Below are 21,245 nucleotides of genomic sequence, written 5' to 3'. Positions count from 1 at the left end.
CCGAGGGTTGCCCATCTTACCTTTAGCCATTCCAAGACAAAGCATGGCGTGGGGATTAGAATGTCGCGCATTCTCTTTTGGTGACAGCGATATGACTGATCAGCGCAAAGGCAGCGATGCCGAACCCACCACTCACTTCGGCTTCAAAAACGTTCCGGAAAGCCAGAAAGCGGAAAAAGTCGCTGAGGTTTTCCATTCCGTAGCCGCGAAATACGACCTGATGAACGACCTTCTGTCGGGCGGCATGCACCGTCTGTGGAAGCGGTTCGCGATCGAGCTTTCCGGCGTGCGCAGTGGCAACCGCGTGCTCGACATCGCTGGTGGCACCGGCGACCTGACCCGCAAGTTCTCGAACCTCGTCGGCCCGACCGGCCAGGTCGTGCTGGCCGACATCAACGAATCGATGCTCAAGGTCGGCCGTGATCGCCTGCTCGATCTCGGCGTTGCCGGCAACGTCGAATTCGTCCAGGCCGACGCGGAAAAACTGCCGTTCCCGGACAACCATTTCGACTGCGTGACCATCGCCTTCGGCCTGCGCAACGTCACGCACAAAGAAGACGCGCTGCGTTCGATGCTGCGCGTGCTCAAGCCCGGCGGGCGCCTGCTGGTGCTGGAATTCTCCAAGCCGACCAACGCACTTATGTCGAAAGCTTACGACGCCTACTCGTTCGCCTTCATGCCGCTGATGGGCAAGCTGATCACCAACGATTCGGAAAGCTATCGCTACCTGGCCGAATCGATCCGCATGCACCCGAATCAGGAAACCCTGAAGTCGATGATGGTCGAGGCCGGTTTCGACCGCGTGACCTATCACAACATGACCGCAGGCATCGTCGCCCTGCACCGCGGCATCAAGCCCTGATGTTGCTTACCGGGCTGCTCGCCAGCGTCGAACTCGGCCTCAACCGGGTGCTGCGTCTCGACAGCACGGCGCTGCCGCGCCTGGCGCATCTGACCGGCAAGGTGATTGCCGTCGACTGCCGCAGCCCGGCGCTGCAATTGTTCATTCTGCCCAGCGATGAGGGCCTGATGCTGGCTTCGCAGTGGGCAGCGGATGTCGATTGCACGTTGCGTGCACCGGCCTCAAGCCTGGTGAAACTGGCCCTGAGCAAAGACAAGACCGCCGTGCTGCACGCACCGGAAGTCGAGCTCGATGGCAACAGCGGCGTGTTGCTGGAACTGGCCGGCGTTCTGCAAGACCTCGAGCTGGACTGGGAGTACGAACTCTCGCGCTGGCTCGGCCCGGTCGCCACGCAACTGCTCGGTGGCCATCTGCGCAGCCGCGCGCGCTGGTATCAACAAGGATTTGCCAGCCTCAACCAGAATCTTGCCGAATACCTCGCCGAAGAATCGCGCACCCTCGTCGGGCAACGCGAAGCCGAGGCGCGATTCAGCGAACTGGACCGGATCAAACTTGATCTGGAACGACTCGAGGCGCGTTTCGAGCGCCTTTCCCGATCCCTCGACCCAAGCGATAACGCATGAAGCTGCTTGCCGTCCGCCGTCTGTTGCGCATCCAGCGCGTCGTGATCCGCTACCGCCTCGATGACCTGCTGTTCGATCTGCCGCTGCCCTGGTTTCTTCTGGCCGTGCGCTTTTTGCTGCCGTGGCGCTGGCTGCCGCGCAAGCCGCTGGAGCTCAACCGTGGCGCGCGCTTGCGCTTGGCGTTGCAGGATCTGGGGCCGATCTTCATCAAGTTCGGGCAGATTCTTTCGACCCGCCGCGACCTGTTGCCGGAAGACATCGCCGATGAGCTGATGCTGCTGCAGGACCGCGTGCCGCCGTTCGATTCGCAAGTGTCGATCAAGCTGATCGAAGAACAGCTGGGCAAGAAAATCAGCGAAGTGTTCAGCCGTTTCGACGTTGAACCACTGGCCTCGGCTTCGGTGGCGCAGGTGCACGCGGCGCAGCTGAAAAGCGGCGAAGAAGTCGTGGTCAAGGTCATTCGCCCGGGCCTGAAACCGGTGATCGCGCAGGATCTGGCGTGGCTGTTCATTCTTGCCCGCGCCGCCGAGAAATTCTCCGCTGACGCGCGCCTGCTGCACCCGGTCGACGTGGTGCAGGATTACGAAAAGACCATTTACGACGAGCTCGATCTGTTGCGCGAGGCGGCCAACGCCAGCCAGTTGCGCCGCAACTTCGAAGGCTCGCAGCTGCTTTATGTACCGCAAGTCTATTGGGATTGGTGCCGGCCGAAAGTGCTGGTGATGGAGCGCATCTACGGCATTCAGGTCACCGATCTGGCGACCCTTGCCGACCAGCGCACCGACATGAAAATGCTCGCCGAGCGTGGTGTGGAGATTTTCTTCACTCAGGTGTTCCGCGACAGCTTCTTCCACGCCGACATGCACCCGGGCAACATCTTCGTCAGCACGGTCAACCCGTGGAGCCCGCAGTACATCGCGATCGACTGCGGCATCGTCGGCAGCCTGACCCCGGAAGACCAGGATTATCTGGCGCGCAACCTGTTCGCTTTCTTCAAGCGTGACTACCGCCGTGTGGCGCAGTTGCACATCGATTCGGGCTGGGTGCCGGCGGAAACCAAACTCAACGAATTCGAAGCGGCGATCCGTACGGTGTGCGAACCGATCTTCGAAAAACCGTTAAAAGATATTTCATTTGGCCAGGTGCTGATGCGCCTGTTCCAGACCGCTCGCCGTTTCAACATGGAAGTGCAGCCGCAACTGGTGCTGTTGCAGAAGACCTTGCTGAACATCGAAGGCCTCGGTCGCCAGCTGTACCCGGATCTGGATCTGTGGAACACCGCGCAGCCGTTTCTCGAGCGCTGGATGCGCGAACGCGTCAGCCCGAAAGCCTTGCTGGGCAACGTGCAGAGCCAGCTGGAGCAGATTCCGCACCTGTCGAACATGGCCCGCGACCTGCTCGAACGCATGTCGCAACCTCACGCCAAAGACCCACCGCCGCCGTGGCGCAAACGCAAGGACGACTGGTTCCTGCGCCTGCTCGGCTGCGCGCATCTGGCCGGCGGCGCGATCCTCGCTGCGGGCGGCCCGTTGACCGAGTGGTCGCACTGGCCCGCCGGAATCATGATCGCGGTCGGTTTGTATCTGGTCGTTCGCCGATAGCACGAATCAGCTGCAAGTTATAAGCTGCAAGCCTCAAGCTTGACGACACAGGTACACCGCGCAACCTGCTTTTACTTGCAGCTTGAAGCTCATGGCTTGCTGCTGCTTTTCGAGATTTGAAGATGAAAAACTGGCTGGACGAGATCAAGTGGGACGCTGACGGCCTGGTGCCGGCGATCGCTCAGGATCACAAGACCGGGCGCGTATTGATGATGGCCTGGATGAATCGCGAAGCGCTGGAACTGACCGCAGCGGAGAATCGTGCAATCTACTGGTCACGTTCCCGTGGCAAGCTGTGGCGCAAGGGCGAAGAGTCCGGCCATGTGCAGACCCTGCATGAAATGCGTCTGGACTGTGACTCCGACGTGATCATCCTGATGGTTGAACAGATCGGCGACATCGCTTGCCACACCGGCCGTCAAAGCTGCTTTTACCGGGTCTTCGAAAACGGCGACTGGAAAACGGTCGACCCGGTTCTGAAAGACCCGCACGCTATCTATTCCGCAGGACACACACATGAGTGACACCCTGACCCGCCTCGCTCAGGTACTTGAAGAGCGCAAAGGCGCAGCAGCCGACAGCTCGTATGTCGCCAGCCTGTATCACAAGGGGCTGAACAAGATTCTGGAGAAAGTCGGCGAAGAGTCGGTCGAAACCATTATTGCCGCCAAGGATGCCGCCATCAGCGGCGATTGCAGTGATGTGATCTACGAGACCGCCGACCTGTGGTTCCACAGCATGGTCATGCTCGCCCAACTGGGGCAGCATCCGCAGGCCGTGCTGGATGAACTGGACCGTCGCTTCGGCCTGTCCGGACACGTCGAGAAAGCCTCGCGTCCGTCCGCCTGAACAACTTTTAGAGAGGAATCGCCACATGGGCATTTTTGACTGGAAACACTGGGTCGTCATTCTGATTGTCGTGGTGCTGGTATTCGGTACCAAGAAACTGAAAAACCTCGGCACCGACGTTGGCGAATCGATCAAGGGCTTTCGCAAAGCCATGAACGACGATGAAAAACCGACCGAGCCGAACGTGACCCCGCCGGCGCAGCCAGTGCCACCGGTGCAGCCGCAAACCACCGCCCAGGCCAACCCGCCGCACACCATCGACGTGCAGGCGCAGAAAGTCGAAGAGCCGATCCGCAAAGACGTGTGAGCACTGACTAATGTTTGGTATCAGCTTCTCTGAATTGCTGCTCGTCGGCCTCGTTGCCCTGCTGGTGCTCGGCCCCGAGCGTCTGCCGGCGCTGCGCGCACCGCCGGTCTGTGGGTCGGCCGCCTGAAGCGCAGCTTCAACGCGATCAAACAGGAAGTTGAACGTGAAATCGGTGCCGATGAGATCCGTCGGCAACTGCACAACGAGCATATTCTGTCGCTGGAGCAAGAGGCGCGGAAGATCTTCAATCCAAACCAGCAGGAGCCGACGCCGGCGCAGCCAACCGCTGAGCCGACGATTCATGCGCCGACGGCGCCTGCGGCTGGTGTCGCGCCGACACAATCCGCTCCCGCAGAAACGTCGGTTGAACATGTAGCCTCGAATACCGCGCCGATTACACCTGCGCCTCACGACACCACTTTGCCGCCGCGAGCCCCATGAGCGATCTTCCGGAAAACGACCAGCACATGCCGCTGGTTTCGCACCTCACCGAGTTGCGCACCCGCCTGCTGCGTTGCGTGGCGGCGATCTTCATTATCTTTGCCGGGCTGTTCGCGTTCACCCAGCAGATCTACACCTTCGTCTCGACGCCGCTGCGCCAGTACCTGCCGGTCGGCGCGACGATGATTGCCACCGACGTGTCGTCGCCGTTCCTGACGCCGCTGAAGCTGACGATGATGGTTTCGCTGTTCCTCGCGATTCCGGTGATCCTGCATCAGATCTGGGGCTTTATCGCGCCAGGCCTGTACAAGCATGAAAAACGCGTCGCGGTGCCGCTGCTGATCTCCAGCATCCTGCTGTTCTACATCGGCATGGCGTTCGCCTATTACTTCGTCTTTCCGCTGATCTTCAAGTTCTTCGCCGCTGCCACCCCGGCTGGCGTGGAAATGATGACCGACATCGCCAGCTACCTCGATTTCGTCATGACGCTGTTCTTCGCCTTCGGCGTGGCGTTCGAAATCCCGGTGGCCGTGGTCCTGCTGGTGTGGATCGGCGTGGTCGACGTCAAATACCTGAAGAAAATCCGCCCGTACGTGATCATCGGCTGCTTCGTGGTCGGCATGATCCTGACCCCGCCGGACATCTTCTCGCAGACGCTGCTGGCTGTACCGATGTGGATGCTGTTCGAGATCGGCATTCTCTTCGGCGCGCTGGTCAGCAAGCGCGAACGCCCGGACGAAACCCCGGCCGACGACCACAACGACCAGCCGCCAGCGACCCAGGCATGAACCTGCTGCTGCTCGAAGAGGCCGATTTCATTGCGGCGGACCGCGTAATCCTGGGTGATCGCCGCCTGACCCACATGCAGGAAGTGCATCGCTCGGAAGTCGGCGACAGCCTGCGCGTCGGGCGCATCAACGGGTTGATGGGTTCGGCCGAGTTGTTGCGTCTGGAAGCAGGCGAAGCGGAACTGCGTGTCAGCCTCGACCAGCCACCGCCGGTCAAGTTGCCGCTGACGCTGGTGCTGGCCCTGCCCCGGCCGAAAATGCTCCGCCGCGTGTTCCAGACCGTTGCGACCATGGGTGTGGCCAAGGTGATTCTGGTCAATAGCTATCGCGTCGAAAAAGCTTCTGGCAGACGCCATTTCTGGAGCCGGAAGCGATTCGTGAGCAGTTGATCCTCGGGCTCGAACAGGCTCGCGATACGGTGCTGCCAGAGATCGTCATCGAAAAGCGCTTCAAGCCTTTTGTTGAAGATCGCTTGCCGGCGATCGCCGAGGGCACCCTAGGCCTGGTCGGCCACCCCGGCAACTTCCCACCCTGCCCGCGCGCCCTGAGCGAACCGGTGACCCTGGCCATCGGCCCCGAGGGTGGCTGGATTCCCTACGAAATCGATCTGCTGGCCAAATCCGGCCTGCAACCGGTGCAACTGGGCGAGCGCATCCTGCGCGTCGAAACCGCCGTTACCGCCCTGCTTGCACGCCTGTTCTGACGCAACCGCGTCGGACAAAAGGCGTTACAGATTGCCATCACCCAGCCGATACAGCCCCTATAAGTCCAATTGAGTGGTCCGAAGGGAGTGGTCGCATGTACCGTTGGTTAGCCGAGAGTCTTGGAAACGTCAGCGTCAAACGCAAGCTGGGCATCGGTTTCGGCCTGGTGCTGTTGCTGACGCTGTTGATCACTTTCACCGGCTGGACCGGCATGAGTGGGATTATCAGCCGTGGCGACAAGCTCGGCTTCATTTCCAGCCTCAACGAGCTGACCAAGGACCTGCGCCTGGCACGCATGGACTACGACATGCGCCGTGGCGAACAGGGTCCGGGCGCGGTCAACGGATACCTCAACCAACTCGAAAGCGGTCTGCAATCGGCACGCGGCATGATCGAGCAGCCGTCCGACGTGGCGATGGTCGATCAGCAATTGGCTGCGGTTGCCGAATACAAACGCGCCTTCGGCGAAATGACCCAGGCCACCGTGCAGCGTGAAGATGCGCGCAGCAAGCTGGGCGCTAACGCTGATAATGCCGTGGCCAAGGTCAGCGAAGTCGAAAGCGCGCTGCTGCAAGGCGACAGCGTCGCCCAATACAACGCGGTGATCGAGCTGAGCAAATTGTTGCAGCAGGCGCGCTATCAGGTGCGCGGTTACACCTACAGCGGCAAGGCCGATGCCGAGCAACCGGCGCTGACCGCCATCGACAATGCGCTGAAAAATCTCGAGAGCCTGCCGACCCGCGTACCGGAGCAGCACATCGCCAACCTGCAGCAAGCCACCGACTCGCTCAAGGCCTACCGCGCTGCTGTTGCCCAGTTCCGTGATTCGCAGGTCAAGAACACCGCCGCACTGGCCAACATGTCGGCTCAGGGCGAGATCCTGATGTCGGTCAGCAAAAAACTCACCGAATCGCAAACCGTGGTGCGCGACACCGATGCCGCCCATGCCAAGAACATGCTGCTGATCGCCACTGCGCTGGCATTGGCCTTCGGTCTGATTGCCGCTTGGGCGATCACCCGGCAAATCATCATTCCGCTGACCCAGACCCTGAAAGTCGCCGAACGCGTGGCCGCCGGCGACCTGACCCACAACCTGGTGTCCCTGCGTCGCGACGAACTTGGCCAATTGCAGCGCTCGATGCAAAGCATGACCCAAGGCCTGCGCGAATTGATCGGCGGCATCAGCGACGGCGTCACGCAGATCGCCAGCGCCGCCGAAGAACTCTCGGCGGTGACCGAGCAGACCAGCGCCGGGGTCAACAATCAGAAGGTCGAGACCGATCAGGTCGCCACCGCCATGAACGAAATGGCCGCTACCGTTCAGGAAGTCGCGCGCAACGCTGAAGAGGCTTCCGAGGCCGCCGTCGCCGCTGACCAACAGGCCCGCGAAGGCGACAAGGTTGTCGGCGAAGCCATCGCCCAGATCGAACGTCTGGCGCTCGAGGTGGGGCATTCCACCGAAGCCATGGGCGAGCTCAAGCGTGAAAGCGACAAGATCGGCAGCGTCCTCGACGTGATCAAGTCGGTCGCCCAGCAAACCAACCTGCTGGCCCTCAACGCTGCCATCGAAGCGGCCCGTGCCGGTGAAGCCGGACGTGGGTTCGCCGTGGTTGCCGACGAAGTGCGCAGCCTCGCCCAGCGCACGCAGAAGTCCACGGAAGAAATCGAAGAGTTGATCGTCGGCCTGCAAAACGGCACCCAGCAAGTGGCGACGATCATGGACAACAGCCGCAGCCTCACCGACAGCAGCGTCGAACTGACCCGGCGCGCCGGCGGCTCACTGGAGAGCATTACCCGCACTGTGTCGGCGATTCAGGCGATGAACCAGCAGATTGCCGCTGCTGCCGAGCAGCAGAGCGCCGTGGCCGAAGAGATCAACCGCAGCGTGCTCAACGTGCGCGATGTGTCGGATCAGACCTCGGCGGCGAGTGAAGAGACCGCAGCGTCCAGTGTTGAGTTGGCGCGGTTGGGAACGCATTTGCAGATGCTGGTGGGCCGCTTCAAGGTTTAACAGCCCAAAAACAAAAGATCGCAGCCTTCGGCAGCTCCTACAGGTGTACACATACCCCTGTAGGAGCTGTCGGAGGCTGCGATCTTTTTTGCGGTTAAAGGACCTGGCGCAGGAAGGCCTGAGCGCGCGGATCCTTTGGCGCATCGAAGAATGCCGCCGGCGCGGCATCTTCGAGCAATTTGCCGTGATCGAAGAACAACACCCGATCCGCCACTTCCCGGGCGAAGCCCATCTCGTGCGTGACGCAAACCATGGTCATGCCTTCCACGGCCAGATTTTTCATCACGTCGAGCACTTCGCCGACCATTTCCGGGTCGAGGGCCGAGGTCGGTTCATCGAACAGCATGACTTTCGGCTCCATCGCCAGCGCCCGGGCAATCGCCACGCGCTGTTGCTGACCGCCGGACAGGCGTGACGGAAACTCGTTGGCCTTCTGCGCAATGCCGACCTTCTCCAGCAACGCCATGGCCTTGGCCTCGCGCTCTTTCTTGCCGCGCTTGCGCACGACTTTTTGCGCCAGACAGAGGTTCTCCAGCACGGTCATGTGCGGGAACAGGTTGAAATGCTGGAAGACCATGCCGACTTCGCGGCGGTAGGCATTGACGTCGGTTTTGGCGTCAGCCAGTTGCAGGCCGTCGATGCTCACCGAGCCGGAGTCGAATTCTTCCAGACCGTTGAGGCAACGCAAGAAAGTCGACTTGCCGGAACCGGACGGGCCGATTACCACCAGCACTTCGCCCTTGGCGACGTTGGTGCTGACGTTATCCACAGCGCGCACAACCTGGCCACGGGTGTCGAAGACTTTTACCAGATCGCGGACTTCAATCACTTTGCGCGAGCCTCCGCTCAAGCCGGCTGGCGATTTTCGACAGCGGCAGGTTGATCAACAGGTACAGACCGGCGACGCAGAACAGGATTTCGAACGGCGAAAACGAGGTCGTGATGACTTCCCGGCCGCTTTTCAGCAGCTCGGTGATGGCGATCACCGACACCAGCGACGTGTCCTTGACCAGACTGATGAATTGCCCGGCCAGCGGCGGCAGCACGCGTTTGAATGCCTGTGGCAGGACCACATGGCGCATCGACTGGCCGGCACTCAGGCCCAGCGAGCGCGCAGCTTCGTTCTGGCCACGGGCAATCGATTGCACGCCGGAACGGATGATTTCGGCCACGTAGGCGCCAGTGAACAGCGACAGCGCGGCGATCCCGGCGAACTCGCGGGACAGGTTCATCACCGTGCCGATGAAGAAATAGAAAATGAAAATCTGCACCAGCAGCGGCGTGCCGCGTACCAGTTCGACGTAGATCGTCGAGAGGTCGCGCAGGGTCGGGTTGTTCGACAGGCGGCAGAGGCCCGTGACCAGACCGATCAGCAAACCGAGAACACCGGACACGAGCGACAGCCAAAGCGTGGTCCACAACCCCCACAACAGCGGTCCTGCCGCCCAATGCCGGGTCACGCCCACGACGTCGCCTTCAGCGACATCGTCGCCCTGAGCGAATTGCAGGCTGTTTTCGTCGACCGTCAGGTGCTGTTCGTCACCGGCATCGTTACGCAGCGTGACCTGGGCACTGCCGCCCTTGCGCACCAGCTCGGTGACCGTGGAAATGTCCGCGGCGCGCTGGGCCTCTTCGGCCTGATAGGCGAAGTACTGCGGCACGCGGTTCCAGCGCCACTCGTAGGACATCAGCGACGTCGCGTGATACAACGCGCCGGCCAGGCCGACCAGCACCAGCACGGTGAGGACGTGCCAGGGCCATTGGGCTTTTTTCTGTTTCATTGCAGGTTCTCGGATGATCGTTCCCACGCTCTGCGTGGGAATGCCGCTCGGGACGCTCTGCGTCCCTGCCTGTTCGTGACGCGGAGCGTCACAGGATGCGTTCTCACGCAGAGCGTGGGAACGATCAGCGGATGCGCGTTATTCCATGTCCTTGAGCCACTCGGTGCTCTTGAACCACTTATCATGGATGCGATCGTAGGTGCCGTCTTCGTGGATCTGGTGCAGGAAGTTGTTGATGAAGTTGAGGCTGTCGAAATCGCCCTTCTTCAGACCGAAGGCCAGTGGCTCGTAGGTGAACGGCTTGTCGAGGAACACCAGTTTGCCGGCGCCGACCTTGTTCAGCGCGACAACGTTGTACGGCGCGTCGTAGATAAAGGCGTCAGCCTTGCCATTGACCACGTCGAGCACGGCTTCCTGTTCGTTGTCGTAGCCGTGGTACTTGGCTTTGGAGATCAGCTTCCCGGCAACCATTTCGCCGGTGGTGCCGAGCTTGGAGGTGATGCGGTAGTCAGCCGTGTTCAGGTCTTTGTAGGACTTGATGGTGCCTTCCAGCTCCTTGCGAATCAGCAGGGTCTGGCCGACGACGATGAACGGATCGCTGAAGTTCAGGCGCAGATTGCGCTCCTGGGTCAGGGTCATGCCGCTGCCGATCATGTCGAACTTGTCGGTCATCAGCGCCGGAATGATGCCGTCGTAACCCGTCGAGACCAGCTCGAGCTTGACGCCCATGGCCTTGGTCATGGCTTTGAGGATATCGACTTCGAAACCGATGATTTCGCCGCGTTTGTTGGTCATCTCAAACGGCATGTAGGTCGGGTCCATGCCGACTTTCAGCGAGCCGCGCTTGACCGCGTCATCGATAGCGCCGGCCTGCGCCGCATTGACTGCAACCAGTGCCGCGACGCCGACCAGCAGCATCGACAGATACTTCTTCATCTTCAAGTCCCCAAAACCATTGCGTGTGCGGCGCGAAAACGACAGAGACGGGCAAAAAAGCCCGGGCGCGCCAATTCGGGGACGGATGCTAACGCACTCGTCCATTAGCACAAGGCTTTTTGCCGGCAATTGTTGTGACGGGTCAGGCCGTACAAGCAAAAATCGCAGCCTTCGGCAGCTCCTACACAGGATCGATGTACACCCTGCAGGAGCTGCCGAAGGCTGCGATCTTTAAAAAAGCCCCGCATTCGCGGGGCAATTTCATCAGGCCGGCTGAGCCTGCAAACTCACCGGTCGCAGCGGCAGCAACGGCGCATGCGGATCGGCTTTCACCGACGATCGCCAGGCGTCCAGCCACTCGGCATGACCTTCGGCCCAGACCTGCTCATGCAGACGCGCCAGTGCGACAGGGTCACTGAGCAGTTGCAAGCGATCATGGTTGTTCAGCCCGGCCGGGCCGACCTTGATCGCGTGACGCACCCGCTCCTGACGCAGCCACTCGATCGGTTCAGCCTGACCGTGACGCGAGGTCGCCAGCGAGCACGCCAGGGCGTTCTGCTGCGGATCGACCACGGCGCGAACGAAGCCGTCGTTGAGGGCGTGATAACGGTTTTCGTGGGTGTACTGATCGGTTGCCAGCAACGCCTGCGGCGGATTGTATTCCTCGGGGATGAGGAACAGGCTCTCGTCGCGGGATTTCAGGCCCAGACCCACACGGCTGGAGATCACCGACACCGGGATCGACAGCATCAGCGAACCGACGATCGGCACCAGCCACCAGAGGAAGCTCGGGTTCAGCCAGATCACCAATAATGCCCAGAGAAAGCCCAGCAACGTCTGCGGACCGTGGCGCTTGACCGCTTCGCTCCACGGCGTCGAGTCGTCGTCACGTTGCGGCGAATTCCAGGTCGCGGCCCAGCCGAGGAACGCGGCGAGGACGAAACGGGTGTGGAAAATCATCCGCACCGGCGCCAGCAGCATGGAGAACAGCATCTCCAGCAGCATCGACAGGGTCACCTTGAACTTGCCGCCGAACTCTTTCGCGCCCTTGGCCCAGATCAGGATGATGCTCAACAGCTTCGGCAGGAACAGCAGCACGATGGTCGTCGAGAACAGCGCGATGGCCTTGTCCGGGTGCCATTGCGGCCACAGCGGATAGAGCTGACGCGGTTCGAGGAAGTACTGCGGCTCCATCAGCGTGTTCACCGCCAGCAGCGCCGTCGACAAAACGAGGAAGAAGAACCATAACGGCGCCGACAGGTACGACATCACGCCGGTGAGGAACACCGCGCGGTGCACTGGGTGCATGCCCTTGACCAGGAACAGGCGGAAGTTCATCAGGTTGCCGTGGCACCAGCGACGGTCACGCTTGAGCTCGTCGAGCAGGTTCGGCGGCAACTCTTCGTAACTGCCCGGCAAGTCGTAGGCAATCCATACGCCCCAACCGGCACGGCGCATCAGTGCAGCTTCGACGAAGTCGTGGGACAGGATCGCACCGGAGAACGCGCCCTTGCCCGGCAACGGCGCCAGGGCGCAGTGGTCGATGAACGGCTTCATGCGGATGATCGCGTTGTGCCCCCAGTAGTGGGATTCACCCAACTGCCAGAAGTGCAGACCGGCGGTAAACAGCGGGCCGTACACGCGGGTGGCGAACTGCTGCATGCGCGCATACAGGGTGTCCATGCCCGACGCACGCGGCGCGGTCTGGATGATCCCGGCGTCCGGCGTGGCTTCCATCAGGCGCACCAGACTGGTCAGGCATTCGCCGCTCATCACCGAGTCGGCGTCGAGCACGACCATGTATTTGTAGTCACCGCCCCAACGACGGCAGAAGTCGTCGAGGTTGCCGCTCTTGCGTTTCACACGACGGCGACGACGGCGATAGAAGATCTTGCCGAAGCCCTTGGCTTCGCGGCAGACATCCAACCAAGCCTGTTGCTCGGCGACGCAGATATCGGTGTCGTTACTGTCGCTGAGGACGAAAAAGTCGAAGCGATCCAGATCACCGGTAGCGGCGACCGATTCAAACGTCGCACGCAGACCGGCGAATACACGCGGCACGTCTTCGTTGCAGATCGGCATGACCAGCGCAGTGCGCGCATCTTTCGGAATCGGCTCGTTACCGGCGCTTTTCCCGGAGATACGGTATTTATCGTGACCAGTGAGCAACTCGAGGAAGCCCATCAGCGCGGTCCAGAAACCGGCCGACACCCAGCAGAACAGAATCCCGAACAGAATCAGGATGCTGGTTTGCAGCGCGTACGGCAGCACTTGCGTGGCGGTTTGCAGCAGCGGCTGATGCAGGACTTCATCCAGATCGACGAACGACCAGCCCTGATACGGCATGATGCCTTTCATGTACCAGCCGGCCACGATGGTCTGGCCGAGCATCAGCAGCAGCAGGATGTAACGGCGGATCGAACCGACGGTGCGCCAGCGCGCGGCCGGCAGGACATTGGCGTCCTTCGGCGGCTGCGGCGGGTTGGTGCGCCCGGTCAGACGGCGCCAGCCACGCACCAGGATATTGGTGCGCCACGGCTCCGGCACAACCTTGGTACGGCGGATCGGCGGCGTCGCCTTGAGGCTGACCCGACCACTGGCGTCGAGCACCAGCATTTCCGCTTCAGCCAGTTCTTCGGCAGTGCTCAGGGTCAGACGCTTGCCCACCGAAGCCTGGGCGGCTTCGGCAGGGGCGTCGAATGTGGAGGATGACAGGCGTTCATGCAGCTCGCTGAACGACTGGCAACCCGCGAGTTCCGCGCGTTGCTCGTCGGTCATCGGCAGATGCGCCAGATACTCGGACAGAGTCTCTGGCTGTACTGGTGAATTACTCATCGGCAGGCAACTGATAGCTCCAGGTCTCGGTCAGGACTTCTTCAGTCGGCGCCGATTCCGGTGTGGCTGGGGCCGCGTCGGCAGCGACTGGCTGCTTGGCGTCTTTATTGGCCTTGTCCTTGGCGTCGACTGCAGGCTTGGCTTCAGCCTGTTTGGCTTCGGCGGCCTTGGCTTCCTTGTCGAGTTTTTCCTGTTGCTTGGCGGCAACCTTGTCAGCCTTGGCGACCGACGAGTTGGAGGCCGGCACCGATTTGGCCAGATCTGCGGTAACCACTGGCTGAACCAGGGCGGCGCGCATTTCGGTTGCCTTGCTCGGATCCTTGATCTTCATCCGCAGGGTCAAGCGCCAGCCCTTGGTTTCCGGGTTGTAGCGCACGCTGTTCTCGACCAGTTCGGCGTTGTCGCCGACGCTGACCTGACTGCGCACGTCGGCATCCGGCGTCAGGGCCGCCAGCGACGGGCCTTCGAAGTCGACCAGATAGGCAACGCTGCCATCGGGCTGACGGATCAGGTTGGATTGCTTGACGTCACCGGTCGAACGCAGGGTCTGCGCCACCCAGGCGCTGTCCGGCGCGTGAATTGCTGCTTCGTCCATGGTCCAGTGCATACGGTAGGCGAAGTCCAGCGGCTGGCCTGGTTCCGGCATTTTTTCCGGGCTCCAGAACGCAACGATGTTGTCGTTGGTTTCGTCAGCGGTCGGAATCTCTACCAGATCGACAGTGCCCTTGCCCCACTCGCCCTTCGGCTCGATCCAGGCGCTTGGGCGCTTGTCGTAGCGGTCGTCGAGGTCTTCGTAGTGGCTGAAGTCACGGCCACGCTGCAGCAGACCGAAACCACGCGGGTTCTCGACGCTGAAGTTGCTTACGGCCAGATGTTTCGGGTTGTTCAGTGGGCGCCAGATCCACTCGCCGTCGCCAGCATGGATCGACAGACCGCTGGAGTCGTGCAGTTCACGACGGTAGTTGAGCACTTTCGACGGCTGGTTGGCGCCGAACAGGAACATGCTGGTCAGCGGCGCGATGCCCAGTTTGCCGACTTTGTCACGCAGGAACATCTGCGCCTTGACGTCGACGATGGTGTCGCTGCCCGGACGCAGGATCAAACGGTAGGCACCGGTGGCACGCGGCGAATCGAGCAGAGCGAAGATCACCAGGTGCTTGTCACCGGGCTTGGGCTGTTGAATCCAGAACTCGCGGAAACGCGGGAATTCTTCGCCCGACGGCAACGCGGTGTCGATCGCCAGACCACGGGCCGACAGACCATAGGTGTGGCCCTTGCCGACGACGCGGAAGTAACTCGCGCCGAGCATGGTCATGATTTCGTCTTGCTTGTCGGCCTTGTTGATCGGATACAGCACACGGAAACCGGCATAACCCAGTTGCTCGGTGGCCTTCGGATCGAATTTCAGATCGCCGAAATCGAAGCGGCTCGGATCGTATTTGATCTCCGAGACGGTGTTCGCGGTGATTTCGTTGATTTTCACCGGCGTATCGAAGTGCATACCCTGGTGATAGAAGGAGAGCTTGAACGGCGTCTTCTGATCGGCCCACTCAGCCTTTTCGGTGAGGAAGCGGATCTTCTGGTAGTCCGCGAACTTCATTTCGCGGAATTCGTTCGGCAGGTTGCTGCGCGGGGCTTCGAACTTCTGCCCGGCCAGCTCTTTGGCCTTGGCCGATACGTCGTCAAGATTGAACGCCCAAAGCTGACCGGCGCTGAGCAGGCACAGGAGCGCCGAACCCGCTACCAGAGCACTTCGCATGCGTTTGGCAGACATTTTTGCTGCATTACAGGGACTAACAATCACGAGCAACCCTCGCCGAAAACAGATCAATAAACCAACGGCCAGCTATCTTTATGCCAGGTTGGCGAGCAATGTTCCGACTCCGCCGGGGCAAAATGATTCCCCAATCGGATCCAGACAAGTCTCTACCTAAGTCAAAACGGATCAACGAATGTCGATCCCCGCAGCGCGCGATTATCTAGTAGCCCGGATGACAACGCATCAGGGGTAACAAAGTATTTATCGCGAAAACAGCCTAAAAACAGTCGAAATTTCCGAAAAAGGTGTTTCAGGCACTGTCAGGTCTGTAACAAAAAGGTCACCGGGCCATCGTTGACCAAGTGCACCTGCATATCGGCGCCGAATCTACCTGATGCCACAGTGCCATGCACCTGTTTCGCCTGGCTCAATAAATAGTCGAACAACTCAGCACCCAGCGCCGGCGGTGCAGCCGTGGAAAAGCTCGGACGCAGGCCGCTTCTGGTGTCGGCGGCGAGTGTGAACTGAGAGACCAGCAGCAACCCGCCACCCACATCCGCCAGGGACAGATTCATCTTGCCCTCGGCGTCACTGAATACCCGATAGTTAAGCAGCTTATGCAGAAGTTTGTCGGCGCTGGTACGCGTGTCGTCGGGTTCTACCGCCACCAGCACCAGCAAACCCTGGTCGACCGCGCCGACTACCTCGCCGGCGACTTCAACACGCGCACCACGTACGCGCTGTAACAGCGCCTTCATGCTTCTTCGAGCGGCAGGTCGAGCAGGCGCTGGGCCATTTTGCTCGCGGCGCGCACCAGCGCATCGGTGATGCCCGGTTCCGACGCAGCGTGGCCGGCGTCGCGGATCACCTGCAATTCGCTGTTCGGCCAGGCCTGATGCAATTCCCAGGCATTGTCGAGCGGGCAGATCACGTCGTAGCGGCCATGGATGATCACGCCGGGCAGGTGGGCGATCTTGCCCATGTCGCGGATCAACTGGTTCGGCTCAAGGAAGGCATTGTTGGTGAAGTAGTGGCATTCGATCCGCGCGATCGACAACGCGCGCTGCGGCTCGGAGAAACGATCGACCACCAGCGGGTTCGGCCGCAGGGTCGCGGTGCGCCCTTCCCAGGTCGACCACGCCTTCGCCGCATGCATCTGGGCGATCTGATCGTTGCCGATCAGGCGTTTGTGGAAAGCGTTGAGCAGGTCGTCGCGCTCGTCCAGCGGGATCGGCGCGATGTAGTCCTGCCAGTAATCGGGGAACAGACGGCTGGCGCCGGCCTGATAGAACCATTCGATTTCCTGCGGACGGCAGAGAAAGATCCCGCGCAGAATCAGACCGTGCACCCGCTCCGGGTGGGTTTGCGCGTAGGCCAGCGCCAGGGTCGAACCCCATGAGCCGCCGAACAGCACCCATTTTTCAATGCCCAGATGTTTGCGGATGCGCTCGAGATCCTCGACCAGATCCCAGGTGGTGTTGTTTTCCAGGCTCGCATGCGGGGTGGAACGACCGCAGCCGCGCTGGTCGAAGGTGACAATGCGATACAGATTCGGATCGAAATAGCGCCGGCTCTGCGCATCGCAACCGGCGCCGGGGCCACCGTGGATGAATACCACCGGCAATCCCTCCGGCGAGCCGCTTTCATCGACGTACAGCGTATGGGTGTCATCGACAGCCAGATCGTGCCGGGCGTGGGGTTTGATCTGCGGAAACAAAGTCTGCATTGCGCGCTCCGTAAGGGGTCGAGGTCATCCCTGGGGGACTCGTATTATTCTGCCGTTGGGCATCATAAACCCGATTTGCGTCAATGAGCATGCTCCGGGGCCTGATCGTTCCCACGCTCTGCGTGGGAACGCCTCTTGGAACGCTCCGCGTCCAGTGACGCGGAGCGTCACGGGCTGCATTCCCACGCAGAGCGTGGGAACGATCAAAGATCGCAGCCTTCGGCAGCTCAGGGGTGCATCAGGCGTTGTGGTGTTTTTCACCCCAAGCGAGCAGTCCCTGCAGCAATTCCCTGAGCACCCCCCGCGTTGGCTCGGCCAGGTCGGCGCGGTAGCGGAACGGTTCGAACTCTTCCATGTAGGTGGACTGGCACAGTTCCAATTGCACGGCGTGGATGTTCTGCGTCGGGTCGCCGTACTGGCGGGTGATGTGTCCGCCCTTAAAGCGACCGTTAAGCACATGGGTGAACTGCTCGTGCCGCGCGCAGATCGCTTCCAGTTGACTCGCCAATTGCGGATCACAACTGGCGCCATTGAAGGTGCCGAGGTTGAAGTCCGGCAACTTGCCGTCGAACAGGTGCGGGATGATCGAGCGGATCGAGTGCGCATCGAACAGCAGCGCGTAGCCAAATTCAGCCTTCAGCCGCGCCAGCTCTTGCTGCAAGGTGCGATGGTATGGCGTCCAGATCTGCTGCAAATAAGTCGCGCGTTCTTGCTGCGAAGGCTCCCGACCCTCCAGAAACAACGCAATGCCGTCGAACAACGTCGCCGGATACAACCCCGTGGTCGCCCCGGCGTACAACGGCTTGTCGTCGGACGGCCGGTTGAGGTCGATGACGAAACGCGAATACTCAGCGGCCAAGGTGCTAGCGCCCAGCTCCTCGGCGAAATCGTAGAGTTGCGGGATATGCCAGTCGGTGTCCGGCAAACTCTTCGCCGCGGGGATCAACCCGGCTTCGACCGCCGGGGTCAGACGCACACCGGCGTGGGGCATGCTGATCAGCAACGGCACGCGGCCTTGTTTGAAATTCAGAACCTTGTCCACAACAGCTCTCCTACAGATTCGATTCAACGCCGTGACGCACGACGCGTTTTTGCAGATCGCCACCGAGCCAATAGGCCAGATCCGCCGGACGCTCGATGTCCCACGCCACGAAATCGGCGACCTTGCCAACCTCCAGCGAGCCATGGGTCTGCGCCATGCCCAACGCCTGCGCGGCATGGATGGTCGCTCCGGCCAAGGCTTCTTCCGGGGTCATGCGGAAACAGGTGCAAGCCATGTTCAGCATCAGACGCAACGACAGCGCTGGCGAGGTGCCGGGGTTGAGGTCGCTGGCGATGGCGATCTTCACCTTGTGCCTGCGCAGCGCGTCCATCGGCGGCAGCTGGGTTTCGCGCAGAAAGTAGAACGCGCCGGGCAGCAGGACGGCGACGGTGTCGGCGGCGGCCATGGCGATCGCGTCGGCCTCGTCCATGAATTCCAGGTGATCGGCGGACAAGGCTTTGTAACGCGCGGCGAGGCTGGAGCCGTGCAGCGAGGACAACTGCTCGGCGTGCAGCTTTACCGGCAGACCGAGTTGTTGCGCGGCGACAAAGACTCGCTCGACCTGCTCCGGCGAGAACGCCAGGTATTCGCAGAACGCATCCACGGCATCCACCAGACCTTCGGCGGCAAGGGCCGGGAGCATCTGCTCGCAGACCAGATCGATGTAATCGTCGGCGCGATCCTTGTACTCCGGCGGCAAGGCGTGCGCCGCCAGGCAAGTGCTGCGAACGCTGATCGGCAGCTCTTCGGCCAGACGCCGGATGACCCGCAGCAGCTTGCGCTCGTTGGCCAGATCGAGACCGTAGCCGGACTTCATTTCCACCGTGGTCACGCCGTCGCGCATCAGGCTTTTCAGACGTTTGGCGGCGCTGGCGAACAACTCGTCCTCCGTGGCTTCACGGGTGGCGCGCACGGTGCTGGCGATGCCGCCGCCCTGCGCGGCGATCTCGGCATAGCTGACGCCTTGCAGACGTTTTTCGAACTCGCCACTGCGGTTGCCGCCGAACACGGTGTGGGTGTGGCAGTCGATCAGGCCGGGAGTGACCCAAGCACCCTGCAGGTCATTGACCGCCGGGTATTCGCCGGACGGCAATTGAGTACGCGGGCCGATCCACTCGATCAGCGTGCCGAATGTCACGATCGCGGCATCCTCGATGATCGAATAGGCGCCGTTGGCCATGGTTGCGACGTGGCAGTGTTGCCAGAGGGTTTTCATCCCGGTTCCTCTTATAGTGATCGTTCCCACGCTCTGCGTGGGAATGCAGCCCGTGACGCTCCGCGTCACTGGACGCGGAACGTCCCTTGAGGCATTCCCACGCAGAGCGTGGGAACGATCAGTGGGTGGATTAGAGGCTCGGCAAAAGCTTCGCCGAAACCAGCTCGGTCAAACACCGCGACGCCAGCAATTCAGTCGCCGCATTGATGTCCGGGGCAAAGAACCGATCCTTCTCATAAAACGGCACTTCCCTGCGCAAAATCGCCCGCGCCTGTTCGAGCTTCGGCGAGGTCTTCAGACCGTTACGCAGATCCAGGCCCTGCACCGCCGCCAGCCATTCCACGGCGAGAATGCCGCGAGTGTTCTCGGCCATTTCCCACAGACGCTTGCCGGCGGCCGGGGCCATCGATACGTGATCTTCCTGGTTGGCCGAGGTCGGCAGGCTGTCCACCGAATGTGGATGGGACAACGCCTTGTTTTCACTGGCCAACGCCGCAGCGGTGACCTGAGCGATCATGAAACCGGAGTTCACCCCGCCATTGGCCACCAGGAACGGCGGCAGTTGCGACATGTGCTTGTCCATCATCAGCGAGATGCGCCGCTCGCTCAGCGAGCCGATTTCGGCGATGGCCAGCGCCATGTTGTCAGCGGCCATGGCCACCGGTTCGGCGTGGAAGTTGCCGCCGGAAATCACGTCGCCTTCAGCGGCGAAGACCAGGGGTTGTCGGAAACCGCGTTGGCTTCCACCGCCAGCACTTCAGCGGCCTGGCGGAACTGGGTCAGGCAAGCGCCCATGACTTGCGGCTGGCAACGCAGCGAGTACGGGTCCTGGACCTTGTCGCAATTCTCGTGCGAGGCGGAGACTTCGCTGCGCTCACCGAGCAGATCGCGATAAGCCGCAGCGGCATCGATCTGCCCTTTCTGCCCACGTGCGGCGTGAATGCGCGCGTCGAACGGCGAGCGCGAACCGAGCACGGCTTCAACAGTAAGACTGCCCAGCGCCAGTGCACCGGCAAACAGATCCTCGCCTTCGAACAAACCGCGCAGCGCAAACGCTGTGGAAACCTGGGTACCGTTGAGCAGCGCCAGACCTTCTTTGGCCGCTAACGTCAGCGGCGTCAGGCCGGCGACTTTCAGTGCTTCGGTGGCTTCAAGCCATTCACCCTTGTAACGCGCCTTGCCCTCGCCGAGCAGCACCAGCGACATGTGCGCCAACGGCGCCAGATCGCCGGATGCGCCGACCGAACCTTTCAGCGGAATGTGCGGATAGACCTGGGCATTGATCAGCGCGATCAGCGCATCGATCACCTGCCGACGAATCCCGGAAAAACCCCGGCTGAGGCTATTGACCTTGAGCACCATGATCAATCGCACAAGGTCATCGCTGATCGGCTGGCCGACGCCGGCAGCGTGCGAGAGCACCAGCGAACGCTGCAGGTTTTCCAGGTCTTCACTGGCGATGCGCGTCGAGGCGAGCAGGCCGAAACCGGTGTTGATGCCGTAGGCGGTGCGGTTCTCGGCGAGGATCTGCTCGACGCAGGCGACGCTGGCCTCGATCTGCGCGCTGGCGCTGTTGTCGAGGGTCAGTGTGACCGGGTTCTGGTAGACGTCACGCAGTTGGGCCAGGCTCAGTTGGCCGGGGATCAGGTTCAGCGCAGTCATTAAAATGCTCCTGTTAGGCATTGTTATTAACTACCAGTCGCTCCGGAGCATTCCGTTATCCGTCGCTTCACGTCTTGTGAACGATCCACGCCTTGGCACGCT

At 61.3% G+C, this 21,245-nt stretch carries 17 protein-coding genes and 4 pseudogenes; 11 read left to right on the top strand and 10 right to left on the bottom strand.

All coding sequences use genetic code 11. From position 1 onward, the window contains the following. Window positions 1-91 precede the first annotated feature (91 nt). The 11 genes and pseudogenes from ubiE (at window position 92) to ACZZZ4_RS10755 (ending at window position 8,186) form a co-directional block, all read left to right on the top strand. Window positions 92-862: a bifunctional demethylmenaquinone methyltransferase/2-methoxy-6-polyprenyl-1,4-benzoquinol methylase UbiE gene (gene ubiE, locus ACZZZ4_RS10805; RefSeq protein WP_016772069.1), complete on the top strand. Its 771-nt coding sequence runs from the start codon at window positions 92-94 to the stop codon at window positions 860-862. Next, window positions 862-1,485: a ubiquinone biosynthesis accessory factor UbiJ gene (locus tag ACZZZ4_RS10800; RefSeq protein WP_039756653.1), complete on the top strand. Its 624-nt coding sequence runs from the start codon at window positions 862-864 to the stop codon at window positions 1,483-1,485. Before ubiE ends, ACZZZ4_RS10800 begins: the two co-directional genes overlap by 1 nt. Next, window positions 1,482-3,086: a ubiquinone biosynthesis regulatory protein kinase UbiB gene (gene ubiB, locus ACZZZ4_RS10795; protein WP_415763873.1), complete on the top strand. Its 1,605-nt coding sequence runs from the start codon at window positions 1,482-1,484 to the stop codon at window positions 3,084-3,086. Before ACZZZ4_RS10800 ends, ubiB begins: the two co-directional genes overlap by 4 nt. Window positions 3,087-3,208: 122 nt before the next feature. Next, window positions 3,209-3,610 (top strand): phosphoribosyl-AMP cyclohydrolase, encoded by a 402-nt coding sequence (hisI, locus tag ACZZZ4_RS10790; RefSeq protein ID WP_463547788.1) that lies wholly within the window; start codon window positions 3,209-3,211, stop codon window positions 3,608-3,610. Further along, the gene (locus tag ACZZZ4_RS10785) at window positions 3,603-3,935 is read left to right on the top strand and encodes a phosphoribosyl-ATP diphosphatase (protein WP_003220849.1); all 333 of its coding nucleotides are present in this window, start codon (window positions 3,603-3,605) and stop codon (window positions 3,933-3,935) included. Before hisI ends, ACZZZ4_RS10785 begins: the two co-directional genes overlap by 8 nt. Before the next feature lie 25 nt (window positions 3,936-3,960). Then, a complete protein-coding gene (locus ACZZZ4_RS10780) occupies window positions 3,961-4,242 on the top strand; it encodes a twin-arginine translocase TatA/TatE family subunit (protein WP_039756649.1) in 282 nt (93 codons plus the stop codon). Window positions 4,243-4,252: 10 nt separating this feature from the next. Beyond that, a pseudogene (tatB, locus tag ACZZZ4_RS10775) lies at window positions 4,253-4,683 on the top strand (Sec-independent protein translocase protein TatB). Further along, entirely contained in the window at window positions 4,680-5,471 is a 792-nt protein-coding gene (gene tatC / locus ACZZZ4_RS10770) for a twin-arginine translocase subunit TatC (RefSeq protein ID WP_016772075.1), read from the top strand. Before tatB ends, tatC begins: the two are co-directional and overlap by 4 nt. Further along, window positions 5,468-6,174: pseudogene (locus ACZZZ4_RS10765) on the top strand (16S rRNA (uracil(1498)-N(3))-methyltransferase). The gene tatC and the pseudogene ACZZZ4_RS10765 overlap by 4 nt, the downstream one beginning before the upstream one ends. A gap of 95 nt (window positions 6,175-6,269) precedes the next feature. Then, a pseudogene (locus ACZZZ4_RS10760) lies at window positions 6,270-7,331 on the top strand (methyl-accepting chemotaxis protein); the annotation flags it as partial. Continuing rightward, window positions 7,314-8,186, top strand: coding sequence for a methyl-accepting chemotaxis protein (locus ACZZZ4_RS10755; RefSeq protein WP_372339873.1), 873 nt, complete (start codon window positions 7,314-7,316; stop codon window positions 8,184-8,186). The pseudogene ACZZZ4_RS10760 and the gene ACZZZ4_RS10755, both read left to right, overlap by 18 nt. 94 nt (window positions 8,187-8,280) lie before the next feature. Here the strand turns inward: ACZZZ4_RS10755 and ACZZZ4_RS10750 are convergent, their stop codons facing one another. The 10 genes and pseudogenes from ACZZZ4_RS10750 to hutH form a co-directional block, all read right to left on the bottom strand. Then, window positions 8,281-9,015 carry an amino acid ABC transporter ATP-binding protein gene (locus ACZZZ4_RS10750; RefSeq protein WP_463547787.1) on the bottom strand — a complete coding sequence of 245 codons (735 nt, stop codon included), beginning with the start codon at window positions 9,013-9,015 and terminating at the stop codon, window positions 8,281-8,283. Next, the gene (locus tag ACZZZ4_RS10745) at window positions 9,008-9,967 is read right to left on the bottom strand and encodes an amino acid ABC transporter permease (protein ID WP_463547786.1); all 960 of its coding nucleotides are present in this window, start codon (window positions 9,965-9,967) and stop codon (window positions 9,008-9,010) included. The genes ACZZZ4_RS10750 and ACZZZ4_RS10745 overlap by 8 nt, the downstream gene beginning before the upstream one ends. A 138-nt stretch (window positions 9,968-10,105) precedes the next feature. Continuing rightward, window positions 10,106-10,903, bottom strand: a complete 798-nt coding sequence (locus tag ACZZZ4_RS10740) for a transporter substrate-binding domain-containing protein (protein WP_463547785.1) — start codon at window positions 10,901-10,903, stop codon at window positions 10,106-10,108. A 264-nt stretch (window positions 10,904-11,167) separates the two neighbouring features. After that, entirely contained in the window at window positions 11,168-13,738 is a 2,571-nt protein-coding gene (gene mdoH, locus ACZZZ4_RS10735; RefSeq protein WP_415763876.1) for a glucans biosynthesis glucosyltransferase MdoH, read from the bottom strand. Beyond that, window positions 13,731-15,512, bottom strand: coding sequence for a glucan biosynthesis protein G (locus ACZZZ4_RS10730; protein ID WP_463547784.1), 1,782 nt, complete (start codon window positions 15,510-15,512; stop codon window positions 13,731-13,733). The genes mdoH and ACZZZ4_RS10730 overlap by 8 nt, the downstream gene beginning before the upstream one ends. A 305-nt stretch (window positions 15,513-15,817) precedes the next feature. Continuing rightward, a complete protein-coding gene (gene dtd, locus ACZZZ4_RS10725) occupies window positions 15,818-16,255 on the bottom strand; it encodes a D-aminoacyl-tRNA deacylase (protein ID WP_463547783.1) in 438 nt (145 codons plus the stop codon). Continuing rightward, entirely contained in the window at window positions 16,252-17,223 is a 972-nt protein-coding gene (pip, locus tag ACZZZ4_RS10720; RefSeq protein WP_024011249.1) for a prolyl aminopeptidase, read from the bottom strand. Before pip ends, dtd begins: the two co-directional genes overlap by 4 nt. 238 nt (window positions 17,224-17,461) lie before the next feature. Next, on the bottom strand, window positions 17,462-18,265 hold the full coding sequence (hutG, locus tag ACZZZ4_RS10715; protein WP_463547782.1) for an N-formylglutamate deformylase: 804 nt from the start codon (window positions 18,263-18,265) through the stop codon (window positions 17,462-17,464). Between the two features lie 10 nt (window positions 18,266-18,275). Next, on the bottom strand, window positions 18,276-19,481 hold the full coding sequence (gene hutI, locus ACZZZ4_RS10710) for an imidazolonepropionase (RefSeq protein ID WP_463547781.1): 1,206 nt from the start codon (window positions 19,479-19,481) through the stop codon (window positions 18,276-18,278). 130 nt (window positions 19,482-19,611) lie between these two features. Continuing rightward, window positions 19,612-21,143, bottom strand: a pseudogene (hutH, locus tag ACZZZ4_RS10705) (histidine ammonia-lyase). Window positions 21,144-21,245 lie beyond the last annotated feature (102 nt).

The sequence above is a fragment of the Pseudomonas sp. AC252 genome, assembly GCF_979258105.1.
The sequence above is the reverse complement of the archived record's forward strand: the minus strand, read 5'-3'. Positions and strand labels throughout refer to the sequence as shown.

Excerpts from the sequence above, each read along its gene's own strand:
- mdoH (WP_415763876.1), bottom strand. The coding sequence starts at position 13,738 with ATGAGTAATTCACCAGTACAGCCAGAGACTCTGTCCGAGTATCTGGCG.
- ACZZZ4_RS10755 (WP_372339873.1), top strand. The coding sequence starts at position 7,314 with ATGCAAAGCATGACCCAAGGCCTGCGCGAATTGATCGGCGGCATCAGC.
- ubiB (WP_415763873.1), top strand. The coding sequence starts at position 1,482 with ATGAAGCTGCTTGCCGTCCGCCGTCTGTTGCGCATCCAGCGCGTCGTG.
- ACZZZ4_RS10745 (WP_463547786.1), bottom strand. The coding sequence starts at position 9,967 with ATGAAACAGAAAAAAGCCCAATGGCCCTGGCACGTCCTCACCGTGCTG.
- pip (WP_024011249.1), bottom strand. The coding sequence starts at position 17,223 with ATGCAGACTTTGTTTCCGCAGATCAAACCCCACGCCCGGCACGATCTG.
- tatC (WP_016772075.1), top strand. The coding sequence starts at position 4,680 with ATGAGCGATCTTCCGGAAAACGACCAGCACATGCCGCTGGTTTCGCAC.
- hisI (WP_463547788.1), top strand. The coding sequence starts at position 3,209 with ATGAAAAACTGGCTGGACGAGATCAAGTGGGACGCTGACGGCCTGGTG.
- ACZZZ4_RS10785 (WP_003220849.1), top strand. The coding sequence starts at position 3,603 with ATGAGTGACACCCTGACCCGCCTCGCTCAGGTACTTGAAGAGCGCAAA.
- dtd (WP_463547783.1), bottom strand. The coding sequence starts at position 16,255 with ATGAAGGCGCTGTTACAGCGCGTACGTGGTGCGCGTGTTGAAGTCGCC.
- ubiE (WP_016772069.1), top strand. The coding sequence starts at position 92 with ATGACTGATCAGCGCAAAGGCAGCGATGCCGAACCCACCACTCACTTC.
- ACZZZ4_RS10730 (WP_463547784.1), bottom strand. The coding sequence starts at position 15,512 with ATGTCTGCCAAACGCATGCGAAGTGCTCTGGTAGCGGGTTCGGCGCTC.
- hutI (WP_463547781.1), bottom strand. The coding sequence starts at position 19,481 with ATGAAAACCCTCTGGCAACACTGCCACGTCGCAACCATGGCCAACGGC.
- ACZZZ4_RS10780 (WP_039756649.1), top strand. The coding sequence starts at position 3,961 with ATGGGCATTTTTGACTGGAAACACTGGGTCGTCATTCTGATTGTCGTG.
- ACZZZ4_RS10800 (WP_039756653.1), top strand. The coding sequence starts at position 862 with ATGTTGCTTACCGGGCTGCTCGCCAGCGTCGAACTCGGCCTCAACCGG.
- ACZZZ4_RS10740 (WP_463547785.1), bottom strand. The coding sequence starts at position 10,903 with ATGAAGAAGTATCTGTCGATGCTGCTGGTCGGCGTCGCGGCACTGGTT.